This is a genomic window from Bacteroides sp. BFG-637, assembly GCF_024793605.1.
Taxonomy (GTDB): Bacteria; Bacteroidota; Bacteroidia; order Bacteroidales; family Bacteroidaceae; genus Bacteroides; species Bacteroides vicugnae.
In genome coordinates, this window is sequence record NZ_JANUPD010000002.1 from 5,490,385 (window position 1) to 5,503,012 (window position 12,628).

8 protein-coding genes are annotated in these 12,628 nt (G+C 41.6%); all 8 read left to right on the forward strand.

Annotated elements, in window-relative coordinates; all coding sequences use genetic code 11:
- Positions 1–323: 323 nt before the first annotated feature.
- Positions 324–1,922 carry a HAMP domain-containing sensor histidine kinase gene (locus NXX38_RS21590; protein WP_195650480.1) on the forward strand — a complete coding sequence of 533 codons (1,599 nt, stop codon included), beginning with the start codon at positions 324–326 and terminating at the stop codon, positions 1,920–1,922.
- A gap of 135 nt (positions 1,923–2,057) precedes the next feature.
- Complete coding sequence (locus NXX38_RS21595) at positions 2,058–5,213, forward strand: ATP-binding protein (protein WP_148367603.1); 3,156 nt, start codon at positions 2,058–2,060, stop codon at positions 5,211–5,213.
- A gap of 216 nt (positions 5,214–5,429) precedes the next feature.
- Positions 5,430–6,731, forward strand: coding sequence for a Na+/H+ antiporter NhaC family protein (locus NXX38_RS21600; RefSeq protein WP_258981093.1), 1,302 nt, complete (start codon positions 5,430–5,432; stop codon positions 6,729–6,731).
- Between the two features lie 106 nt (positions 6,732–6,837).
- Positions 6,838–7,389: a 30S ribosomal protein S16 gene (locus NXX38_RS21605; RefSeq protein ID WP_004325681.1), complete on the forward strand. Its 552-nt coding sequence runs from the start codon at positions 6,838–6,840 to the stop codon at positions 7,387–7,389.
- A gap of 176 nt (positions 7,390–7,565) precedes the next feature.
- On the forward strand, positions 7,566–8,561 hold the full coding sequence (locus tag NXX38_RS21610; RefSeq protein WP_195650483.1) for a GntR family transcriptional regulator: 996 nt from the start codon (positions 7,566–7,568) through the stop codon (positions 8,559–8,561).
- A 67-nt stretch (positions 8,562–8,628) separates the two neighbouring features.
- A complete protein-coding gene (gene fucI / locus NXX38_RS21615) occupies positions 8,629–10,404 on the forward strand; it encodes an L-fucose isomerase (RefSeq protein ID WP_148367599.1) in 1,776 nt (591 codons plus the stop codon).
- Between the two features lie 131 nt (positions 10,405–10,535).
- Entirely contained in the window at positions 10,536–11,174 is a 639-nt protein-coding gene (locus NXX38_RS21620; RefSeq protein ID WP_258981096.1) for a class II aldolase/adducin family protein, read from the forward strand.
- 17 nt (positions 11,175–11,191) lie between these two features.
- Entirely contained in the window at positions 11,192–12,622 is a 1,431-nt protein-coding gene (locus NXX38_RS21625; protein ID WP_258981097.1) for a rhamnulokinase family protein, read from the forward strand.
- Positions 12,623–12,628: the final 6 nt, after the last annotated feature.

Below are 12,628 nucleotides of genomic sequence, written 5' to 3' on the forward strand. Positions count from 1 at the left end.
ACGCATTAATAATCAATCACTTACAGATTCGAAAAATTCAAATACCGACTAACTCCCCCCAACAGCGTTTAATTCAACAAATCCGTACAAGTTCACCTATTTATTTCTTAAAAGATCGTTGTTAGTTAACTAAAATCCAAGGGAAATATCATTCATTACATTCTCTTTTCGTACCAAGAAAAAGAAAAACGGAACATTACAAAAATCTGAAACAGCATTCATCATTTTTTTAAAGTCCGTATATTAGCAGCTTGAAGATTTGAAAGAGATAAACAGCATACTCCTTTCGAGTTTAAATAACCAAACAAGATGCCTAAAACAATATGATCAGAGAAAGAGAGAATTACCATGCATTTTTACTTCATTTCTTAGAAAGACTGAATAGCTGTGACTCTATTGAGAAAAAAATCACAGAATCACTTACGGATATTTGCGAATACTATGGTTTTAAAAGAGCATTCATTTATCAAACGGACGGATTTCGCTACTTTTATTTAAAGGAAACAATTGGAAATAACGACAATATCCTGCGCCAGCGTTTTGAAATCAGTGAAATGAGCAATCAACACGTTGCCCACGCAAATGGCAAAAGCAAACCTTTTTATGCCTGCAGAACCCAAAACGCTTCCTGGGATGATGTAGACATCATTGATTTTTATAGAGTCAATTCTTTGCTGATCCGGCAAATTCAAGACTCCGAAGGAAAAATCATCGGATTCATCGGATTTGCAGACAGGGAGCATGCAATATCTTTCACCGATGAGGAACTGCAAATAATTCATCTCATTTTAGGATCACTCTCCAAGGAAATAGCAGTGCGTGAATATAAAGAAAGGGAAGTACGGGCAAGCAAGACTTTAAGTAGTATCATGAACAACATGGGAGTTGACATCTATGTAAACTCTTTCGACTCTCATGATATGCTATATGCCAATGAATCCATGGCTGCTCCATACGGAGGAATTGAACATTTTGAAGGAAAAAAATGCTGGCAGGCTCTATATAAAGATAAAACCGGAGAATGTGAGTTTTGCCCGAAGAAACATTTGATAGATGAAAACGGGTTGCCAACTAAAGTTTACTCCTGGGATTATCAACGTCCATTTGACAAATGTTGGTTTCGTGTATTCAGTGCCGCATTTGACTGGATAGACGGACAGATGGCACACGTAATCACCAGTGTCGATATTAACCATCAAAAAACAATAGAGGAAGAACTAAGAATAGCCAAAGAAAAAGCGGAAAACCTGGATCGTTTAAAATCGGCCTTTCTTGCCAATATGAGTCATGAAATCCGCACTCCGTTAAATGCGATTGTCGGCTTTGCCAGTTTACTGGTCGAATCGGATGACAAAAAGGACCGCCAGGATTATGTCGATATCATGCAGGAAAACACAGAACTTCTCTTACAACTGATATCCGATATTCTCGATTTATCCAAAATAGAGGCCGGAACACTCGACTTCACCATGGATCATCTGGACATCAAGAGCTTCTGTGAAGATATAATGCGCAATTATGATATAAAAGAAGATAAGCCCGTCCCCGTTTTGCTGACTCCGGACTTACCTCAATATTATATTTATACAGATAAAAAGCGTTTAATGCAGGTAATCACCAATTTCATAAATAACGCTCTCAAATTTACCAAAGAAGGCCAAATTCTCCTTGAATATCATCATAAAAAAGAAACAGATGAAATAGAGTTCTCCGTCACAGATACGGGTATGGGGATTGCTCCGGATAAAGCAAGTCGGGTCTTCGAACGTTTTGTAAAACTCAATTCTTTTTCAAAAGGCACAGGGTTAGGCCTGTCTATTTGCAGAAGTATTATCGAGCACCTCGGGGGGACTATCGGTGTTGAATCCAAGTTAGGGACCGGTTCCCGTTTCTGGTTCACGCACCCTTATAAAGTCAAATAAGAAGCCCGTCTAAAAAGCGTATAAATTTCTCTCTTTTATTTACTTTTCATGACCAAAGTTTAGTTTAATCCATTTATTATTAATAGCTTTGTAATCACATAAACTTAATAAACCATCAAAAAACATTAAAATTTAATGACAACACACAATCAAATAAAAGCAAATACCTCTTATCTTATAAAACTTTTTTTGTCGTTCTGTTTATTGTTTTCTTTCACCACTCCGAGTCTAGCTCAAAAAGATTCAGTAAACTCTTCCAATTATCTTCTAATTATTAATTCATATACAGAAGCAGCTCCCTGGAGTTTTAGAATGATTTCCGCGATAACCGAATACACTCAAACTCTTCCTCAACTAGCACTCTATACCGAACATATGAATATGCTAATGATGGATGCAGACTCTACTTTAAAAGAGTTCAAACAAACGATCCTAGAAAAATACAGACAACATTCTCCACGAATGCTGATATTGATAGGAAATTCCAGTATGATATTACGGGATGACTTCAGGAAGATGTGGGGGAATGTTCCGATTATACTATGCGCCGAAGAAGATTATATCGGACCGAAAGAGTTTTATCTCCAAAAGAAACCGATTGACGTAACTGCAAGAATCCCAATAGCGGACATAGCCAAACCTTATAATCTAACTTTCTTACATTCTAATTTCTATATTAAAGAGAATATAGAACTAATTTGCCGAATGACTCCCCATATAAAGAATTTCATATTTATCGGTGATGAACGGCAAAACAACCAGACTTACAACACAGTTATTGAGCAAGAATTAGCAAAGGATCATCCGGATATCAATTATCAATTCATATCTCCTCGAAAGATGCGGATTAACCATTTGTTAGACACTCTTTATTCTATTGACCCCCAAATAACAGGAATACTCTTTTCTTCCTGGTTCTACAAACACACATTTGCCGGTAACACTTCGTTGGTTATAAATTCTCACCGGCTAATCCCCACAACATCCGCTCCTTTATTCAGTCTTGGCATGTTGACAATCAAAGACAATACAGGAGGAACGATAGGAGGATACGTCTACGACCAAGATACATACAACAAAAAAATAGTAGAAACAATCCAAGCAATATTAGATGGGAAACAAGCAGCCGAAATTCCTTTTTACGAACCTTCGAATGCCGCCCCTACAATCAATTACAGTGTATTGCTCCGTAAAGGATTATCACCGAATCTATGTCCTTCCAACACAATTTTCTTTAACAAGCCACCTACTTTTTGGGAACAATACGGATATTTCATTTTAGGATCAGTCGTTTGTTTCATACTGCTTGCTCTACTCTTTCAATACCGTATCAATCATCTGAATAAATTAAAGAAGTTACAACAGAAAGAGATTGACACGATGACTTCCTACAAGAATCTGATTAACAATATGCCTATACTTTATATGCAAGAAGAGTTAATTATGAACGAAGAAGGCACGCCAATAGAATTAATATATCGGAATGTAAACTCTCACTTTGAAAAAAACTTCTTCCGCAAAGAAGACGTAATAGGCAAAAAGGCCAGTGAGTTATTCCCTGAATCCATGCCAGAGTTTCTGCATTTCACCAAAATATCACTTACTGAAAACAAAGCCATCACTTTCCCATATTACTTTAAACAGATAGATGCATTCTATGATATAGTCCTGAAAGGTACTCACCACAATAACATTGTCGATATTTTCTGTCTGGACAGTACAGAACTATACAAAGCCCAACAAAAATTGAGTGCTACCAACAACAAGCTTGCAATGGCACTGGACGTAGCCAATATTGTGCCCTGGAAATGGGATTTATTAAGCAAAACTATACTTTGCGACATCAACAAACCCATCGAACTCAGTACAAATGAAAAAGATATAAGTGAAGAACAATTAGCAGTACCCGACTCTCAATATTTCTCTAAAATATTCAAAGAAGACCGCAAACGTGTAGAAAAAGCCTACGAAGATCTGCTAAAAGGACGTTCGGATAAGGTTAGGGAAGAATATCGGGTAGTCAACATACAGAATCACATCCATCGAATAGAATGGGTAGAAGCGCAAGCTGCTGTAGAGACTCGTGATAAAAACGGAAAGCCACTGTCTCTGGTCGGCTCCTCTTTAATCATCACCAAACGAAAAAAGATGGAAATGGAATTGATGACAGCCAGAGACCGGGCAGAAGAATCCAATCGTCTCAAATCAGCTTTCCTCGCAAACATGAGTCATGAAATCCGTACTCCTCTCAATGCTATTGTCGGTTTCTCCAGTATATTAGCATCAACAGACGAAAAAGAAGAAAAGCAGGAGTATGTGAGCATCATTGAAAATAATAACACGCTGTTATTACAATTAATCAGCGATATTCTGGATTTATCAAAGATTGAAGCCGGAACATTGGAATTTCAGTATTCCAACATTGATTTGAATAAGGTGATGAATGAGTTAACAAGCTCATTACAGCTAAAAATTAAATCGGATAAAGTACAGCTAAGCTGTCATCCGACAATGGAAACCTGCTTTATCCATACTGAAAAGAACCGTCTATCGCAGTTACTCATCAATTTGATAAGCAATGCTATCAAATTTACAACCGAGGGGTATATTCGTTTTGGCTATGAACTTCGCGACAAAGAAATTTATTTTTATGTCAGCGATACAGGTTGCGGTATACCCAAAGACAAACAGAAGAGCATTTTCGGACGTTTTGTCAAACTAAACAGCTTTGAACAAGGTACAGGGTTAGGACTTTCTATTTGCCAGACATTAGTAGAGCACATGGGAGGATCTATCGGAGTAAATTCGGAAGAAGGAAAAGGTTCCACATTCTGGTTTACACTACCATATAAAGCCGCAGTGGCTGTAGATGAAGACACTGCAAAGACAGAGCTCCAACCAATAACCATAGAGAAAAACAAGCTTAGCATTCTGATTGCAGAAGATAATGACAGCAACTACAAATTATTTGCATCCATATTAAAGGGAGAATATCAATTGATTCATGCTTGGGATGGACAAGAAGCAGTAGAAATGTTCAATAAGTATAATCCGCAAATCATACTAATGGACATCAATATGCCTGTTATGGACGGCTACGAAGCAACCAAAGAAATCCGGAAATACTCGGCTAAAGTGCCAATTATTGCCATTACCGCCTTTGCCTATGCTTCAGATGAGCAGAAGGTGATAGAAAGTGGGTTCGACGGTTATATGCCTAAGCCTATTAATGCACAACAGTTAAAAGCCCAATTAATAGACATCGTACAAAAGCGCATCATCTTACTGTAAAAGAAATATATCATCTCCTATTTTATTTAAGACCGTGAAAACCATGAAATAGGAGATGATATATTCAAGCCACTCTCTTTAGAAACAATAACATATTCGGGCTTGTTATAAATATGTTACTTTAGCTATTCTTTTTTGCCACTTCCTGCGAAAAACACTACTTTTGCACCGCTATTTCAAATATTTAGAATAAAATAAATACCACAACGTCCATTTATGACTGAAGAAAAAATACATAAAAACCGTCCCGGAAACTGGTGGGCCTTGAGTCCGTTACTCGTATTCCTCTGCCTCTATCTGGTGACGTCCATCCTCGTCAACGACTTTTATAAAGTGCCTATCACTGTGGCCTTTCTCGTCTCTTCTTGTTATGCCATCGCCATTACCCCCGGCTTGAAACTGGACCAGCGTATCTACCAATTCTCAGTAGGAGCTGCCAATAAGAACATCCTCCTGATGATATGGATATTCATTCTTGCCGGAGCTTTTGCACAAAGCGCCAAGCAAATGGGCGCAATCGATGCCACCGTCAATCTGACACTACATATTCTCCCGGATAATCTGCTGCTGGCCGGCATCTTTATTGCTGCCTGTTTCATCTCTTTATCCATCGGAACCAGCGTAGGAACTATTGTCGCCCTCACTCCCGTTGCTGTAGGACTGGCAGAAAAGACGGAGATAGCACTCCCTTTTATGGTGGCTGTCGTAGTCGGTGGTTCTTTTTTCGGAGATAATCTGTCGTTTATTTCAGACACCACCATTGCCTCTACCAAAACCCAGGAATGTGTAATGCGCGACAAATTCCGGGTAAACTCGATGATAGTGGTGCCGGCAGCCATCATCGTGCTGGGTATTTATATATTCCAAGGATTGTCCATTACCGCTCCCACTCAAACACAAACCATTGAATGGCTCAAAGTGATACCTTATATAATAGTATTAGGAACAGCCATTGCCGGAATTAATGTAATGGTCGTACTTATAATAGGTATATTGACTACTGGTATCATCGGCATCGCTACCAGTAGCTTCGGTATATTCGACTGGTTTGGCGCCATGGGGACAGGAATTACAGGCATGGGAGAATTGATTATCATCACTCTGCTGGCCGGAGGTATGCTCGAAACCATCCGTTATAACGGTGGTATTGATTTCATCATCCGGAAACTCACCCGCCATGTCAATGGCAAGAGGGGTGCCGAACTAAGCATTGCCGCCCTGGTGAGCATTGCCAATTTATGCACTGCCAACAACACGATTGCCATTATCACAACCGGACCGATTGCCAAAGATATTGCCATAAAATTCCATCTCGACCGGAGAAAAACAGCCAGTATCCTCGATACTTTCTCCTGCCTGATACAAGGAATTATCCCTTATGGAGCACAGATGCTGATTGCAGCAGGACTTGCCAGCATCTCCCCTATCAGTATCATCGGCAATCTCTATTATCCATTTACAATGGGAGCATGCGCCCTGCTCGCAATCTTGTTCCGCTATCCGAAACGGTATTCGTAAAAAAGAGGCGAAATGTTTGTCAATCAAAAGAAAAGCCGTATCTTTGTGCCCGCTATTACGAGATAATAGCATAATTCAAATCAATCATTAAAAACAATTATTAAAAATGGCAACTAGAATCAGATTGCAGAGACACGGACGTAAAAGTTACGCGTTCTATTCAATTGTAATTGCAGACAGCAGAGCACCACGTGATGGTAAATTTATTGAGAAGATTGGTACTTACAACCCAAATACCAATCCTGCTACAGTAGATTTGAATTTCGACGCTGCATTGGCATGGGTACTGAAAGGTGCACAACCAAGTGACACTGTACGTAACATCCTTTCTCGTGAAGGAGTTTACATGAAGAAACATCTTCTGGGCGGTGTAGCAAAAGGCGCATTCGGAGAAGCAGAAGCTGAAGCTAAATTCGAAGCTTGGAAAAACAACAAACAGTCAGGTTTGGCTACTTTGAAAGCTAAACAGGACGAGGCTAAGAAAGCGGAAGCGAAAGCACGTCTGGAAGCAGAAAAGAAAATCAACGAAGTGAAAGCAAAAGCACTCGCTGAAAAGAAAGCTGCTGAAGCTGCTGAAAAGGCTGCTGCTGAAGCACCTGCAGAAGAAGCTGCAGCTCCGGCTGAAGAAGCTCCTGCAACAGAAGCTGCTGCTGAATAAATTTCAGCAGATTCCGAATAAGAAATTAGGAAAAAGCTATAATCCTCTCCGGTTCGCCGGAGGGGATTTTTTATTACTTTATGCTATAAAACATAGCAAATAATTATTCTCTTTCAGAATAAAATGTCTTTCTTTGCATCAGCATAGTTCAGCACAGTATTACTTATTTTTACAGCATGAAACGAACTGATAAAAAGGCAACATTCGGACAACAGTCGAGCAAGGTTACGCAACTAGCGGACGCACTTAGCCAGGCAATCTCCAGGAAAGAATTTCTTGAAGGAGATTCTTTGCCTTCCATCAATCAGTTGAGTGCTCAATACGGAGTATCACGCGACACCGTTTTCAAAGCTTTCCTTGATTTACGCGAACGAGGGTTGATCGACTCCACTCCCGGAAAAGGATATTACGTGACGAGCCAGGTGACCAATGTTTTATTACTGCTCGACCAATACACTCCTTTCAAAGAAGCATTATACAATAGTTTCGTCAAGCATCTGCCTATTAATTATAAGGTAGATTTATTGTTTCATCAATACAACGAACGGTTATTTAACACCATCATCCGGGAATCCATAGGAAAATACAACAAATACATCGTGATGAATTTCGATAACGAGAAATTCAGCACAGCTCTCAATAAAATTAATCCCACCAAATTGCTACTTCTTGATTTCGGCAAGTTCGAAAAAGAGAAGTATTCATATATCTGTCAAGATTTCGACGAATCTTTCTATCAGGCATTGCATTTGCTCAGGGAAAGGCTGAAAAACTATCACCAACTTGTTTTTCTGTTTCCGAAAAGCCTGAAGCACCCTCAAAGCAGCAAGGAATATTTCACCCGTTTCTGTCAGGAACAGGGATTCCTCTGTGAGGTTCAGGAGGACATCGAGAATCTGACAATATGCAAGGGAGTTGCCTACATTGCTATCAAGCAACAAGATGTGGTAAAGGTAGTGAAACAAGGCAGATTGGAAGGGCTGAAATGCGGAAAAGATTTCGGCTTGTTGGCATACAATGATATTCCTTCTTACGAAGTGATTGACGAAGGAATAACCTCATTGAGTATTGACTGGGAAATGATGGGAAACGAAGCTGCTAATTTCGTTCTTAATAATGTAACGGTACAAAAGTTCTTGCCGACAGAAGTAAGACTTCGAAAGTCGCTTTAATTTTTTTTGCAATATAATCAGCACAGTTCAGCACAGATATTAATTAATCCTTTAATAGATAGAAACCATGAAAAAGTATCCGAAAATCGGGATTCGTCCCACAATCGACGGTCGCCAAGGTGGCGTTCGCGAAAGTCTTGAAGAAAAAACAATGAATCTGGCAAAGGCAGTAGCCGAATTAATCAGCAGTAATCTGAAAAACGGCGACGGCAGCCCGGTAGAATGTGTTATTGCCGATAGCACTATCGGACGCGTAGCCGAAAGTGCCGCCTGTGCGGAAAAGTTTGAAAGAGAAGGAGTAGGTTCTACCATTACCGTCACTTCCTGCTGGTGCTATGGTGCGGAAACAATGGACATGAATCCTCATTATCCGAAAGCTGTTTGGGGATTTAACGGTACAGAACGTCCGGGAGCTGTATATTTGGCAGCGGTATTGGCAGGACATGCACAAAAAGGACTTCCTGCATTCGGTATCTACGGACGTGATGTTCAGGATCTGGACGATAATACAATCCCTGAAGATGTATCGGAAAAGATTCTTCGTTTTGCACGCGCTGCACAGGCAGTAGCTACCATGAGAGGCAAATCTTACCTGTCAATGGGTAGTGTATCCATGGGTATCGCCGGTTCTATCGTTAATCCTGATTTCTTCCAAGAATATCTGGGAATGCGCAATGAATCAATAGACCTCACAGAAATCATCCGCCGGATGGATGAAGGTATCTATGACCACGAAGAATACGCCAAAGCAATGGAGTGGACTGAAAAACATTGCAAGACCAACGAAGGTGAAGACTTCAAGAACCGTCCTGAAAAGCGTAAAACCCGTGAGCAGAAAGATGCAGACTGGGAGTTCATCGTAAAAATGACAATTATCATGCGCGACCTGATGACCGGAAATCCCAAACTGAAAGAAATGGGATTCAAGGAAGAAGCTTTGGGACACAATGCCATTGCAGCCGGTTTCCAAGGACAACGCCAATGGACAGACTTTTATCCTAACGGTGACTATCCGGAAGCTTTACTCAATACTTCTTTCGACTGGAACGGCATCCGTGAAGCATTTGTGGTAGCTACCGAAAATGACGCTTGCAACGGTGTAGCCATGCTGTTCGGACATCTGCTGACCAACCGTGCACAAATATTCTCCGACGTACGTACATACTGGAGTCCTGAAGCTGTAAAACGTGTAACCGGCAAAGAATTGAGTGGTCTGGCAGCCAATGGTATCATCCATCTTATCAATTCAGGTGCAACAACTCTCGACGGTTCCGGCCAATCAGTAGACGCAGAAGGTAATCCGGTTATGAAAGAACCCTGGAACCTGACGGACGCTGATGTAGAGAACTGTCTCAAAGCAACAACCTGGTATCCGGCAGACCGTGATTACTTCCGTGGTGGTGGTTTCTCGTCCAACTTCCTGTCAAAAGGTGGAATGCCTGTAACCATGATGCGTCTGAACCTGATTAAAGGCTTAGGCCCTGTCCTGCAAATTGCAGAAGGATGGACAGTTGAAATCGATCCGGAAATCCATCAGAAACTCAATATGCGTACAGACCCGACATGGCCTACCACTTGGTTTGTACCCCGCCTGTGCGATAAACCGGCTTTCAAAGATGTATATTCAGTTATGAATAACTGGGGAGCCAATCATGGAGCCATCAGCTACGGCCATATCGGTCAAGATTTAATCACGCTTGCTTCCATGCTCCGCATCCCGGTATGTATGCATAATGTGGAAGAAGACCGGATGTTCCGCCCGGCCGCTTGGAATGCCTTCGGCATGGACAAAGAAGGAGCAGACTACAGAGCTTGTGCAACTTACGGCCCGATCTATAAATAAACAAGTTTTTTTCGTCCTGTATAAATAAATATTTTAACTTTGCCGTTCGTAGGGGGCGGGCTACCTTCTTCTGGTATACCCAATAAATATCGGAACAGCCTCTCCCCTACAACGACTTAAATAAGAACACTATGATTACTAACGAACATATTGAACAATTCATTGCACAGGCACACCGTTACGGGGATGCAAAATTAATGCTTTGCAGCAGCGGTAACCTTTCTTGGAGAATCGGTGAAGAAGCATTGATTTCCGGTACGGGTTCTTGGGTTCCCACACTTGGCAAAGAAAAAGTTTCGATCTGCAATATTGCCAGCGGCACTCCTTCCAATGGCGTAAAACCTTCTATGGAAAGCACATTCCATTTAGGTATTCTCCGCGAACGTCCGGACGTCAATGTCGTTCTCCATTTCCAATCGGAATATGCCACTGCTGTCTCCTGCATGAAAAACAAGCCGGCAAACTTCAACGTAACAGCAGAAATTCCTTGCCATGTAGGTTCGGAAATACCGGTGATTCCATATTATCGTCCGGGCTCACCGGAACTGGCGAAAGCCGTAGTAGAAGCCATGCAAAAGCATAACTCGGTTTTACTGACTAACCACGGGCAAGTGGTATGCGGAAAAGATTTCAATCAAGTATACGAACGGGCTACCTTCTTCGAAATGGCTTGCCGCATCATCGTCCAATCCGGTGGTGATTATTCTGTGCTCACACCGGCAGAAATTGAAGATTTGGAAATTTACGTATTAGGAAAGAAAAGCAACTAGCATCCGGGCACATTACCATGAAAGATACCATCAAACACACTTATTTAGCAGCAGACTTCGGAGGCGGCAGCGGACGGATCATCGCCGGCTTCCTTTTCAACGGTAAGTTGGAATTGGAAGAGGTATACCGCTTCTCCAACCGGCAGGTCAAACTTGGCAATCATGTTTACTGGGACTTCCCGTCTCTATTCGAAGATATGAAAACCGGACTAAAACTGGCTGCACAAAAAGGATATGCCGTAAGAGGTATTGGTATTGATACTTGGGGAGTGGATTTCGGACTGATTGACAAGCATGGAAACCTGTTAGGAAATCCTGTCTGTTACCGGGATGCGAGAACAGAGGGAATGCCGGCAGAAGTATTCAAGTTTATAGATGAACACCGACATTATGCCGAGACCGGTATCCAGGTGATGCCTATCAATACACTGTTTCAACTTTACAGCATGAAACAGAATCAAGATATACAGTTGGAAGTCGCCCGGCAACTTCTATTCATGCCCGATCTCTTCAGTTACTTCCTGACAGGAGTAGCCAATAATGAATATTGCATCGCTTCCACCTCCGAATTACTGGACGCCAAATCACGGAACTGGTCACTCAATACCATACACGCCTTAGGTCTTCCCGAACATCTGTTCGGCGAGATTATTCTTCCCGGAACAATCAGGGGCACACTAAAAGAGGATATCGCACGCGAAACCGGACTGGGTGCCGTAGACGTTATTGCCGTAGGTTCACACGATACAGCCAGTGCCGTAGCCGCAGTTCCTGCCACAGAAAGCCCCATCGCTTTCCTTAGTTCCGGCACTTGGTCGCTACTGGGAGTTGAAGTGGACGAACCTATACTGACGGAAGAAGCAAGAAAAGCTCAATTCACCAATGAAGGAGGTGTTGACGGCAAGATCCGTTTCCTCCAGAATATAACAGGATTATGGATTCTGCAACGCTTGATGAATGAGTGGAAAGTATGTGGTGAGGAACAAGATTATAATATAATCATCCCGCAGGCTGCCGAAGCCAAAATTGATACAATCATCCCTGTAGACGACGCCACATTCATGAATCCGGAAAATATGGAAAACGCGCTTATTCATTATTGCCGGAGTCATGCTTTGCAAGTTCCCCAAAGCAAAGCAGAGACTGTACGATGTGTACTCCAGTCATTAGCTTTCAAATATCGTCAGGCTGTGGAACAGCTCAACCGTTGTCTCCCCGCTCCGATCCGTCAGTTAAATATCATCGGCGGAGGGTCACAAAATAAGTTACTCAACCAACTGACAGCTGACGAACTCGGCATTCCTGTTTATGCAGGTCCGGTGGAAGCCACTGCAATGGGAAACATTCTGACGCAGGCAATGGCTAAAGGAGAAATTGCCGATCTTCGTGAATTGCGAGAAATTGTCACTCGCAGCGTTACACCACAAGTATATTACCCTAAAAAATAAAAGTAT

Excerpts from the sequence above, each read along its gene's own strand:
- NXX38_RS21610 (WP_195650483.1), top strand. The coding sequence starts at position 7,566 with ATGAAACGAACTGATAAAAAGGCAACATTCGGACAACAGTCGAGCAAG.
- NXX38_RS21600 (WP_258981093.1), top strand. The coding sequence starts at position 5,430 with ATGACTGAAGAAAAAATACATAAAAACCGTCCCGGAAACTGGTGGGCC.
- NXX38_RS21625 (WP_258981097.1), top strand. The coding sequence starts at position 11,192 with ATGAAAGATACCATCAAACACACTTATTTAGCAGCAGACTTCGGAGGC.
- fucI (WP_148367599.1), top strand. The coding sequence starts at position 8,629 with ATGAAAAAGTATCCGAAAATCGGGATTCGTCCCACAATCGACGGTCGC.
- NXX38_RS21590 (WP_195650480.1), top strand. The coding sequence starts at position 324 with ATGATCAGAGAAAGAGAGAATTACCATGCATTTTTACTTCATTTCTTA.
- NXX38_RS21605 (WP_004325681.1), top strand. The coding sequence starts at position 6,838 with ATGGCAACTAGAATCAGATTGCAGAGACACGGACGTAAAAGTTACGCG.
- NXX38_RS21620 (WP_258981096.1), top strand. The coding sequence starts at position 10,536 with ATGATTACTAACGAACATATTGAACAATTCATTGCACAGGCACACCGT.
- NXX38_RS21595 (WP_148367603.1), top strand. The coding sequence starts at position 2,058 with ATGACAACACACAATCAAATAAAAGCAAATACCTCTTATCTTATAAAA.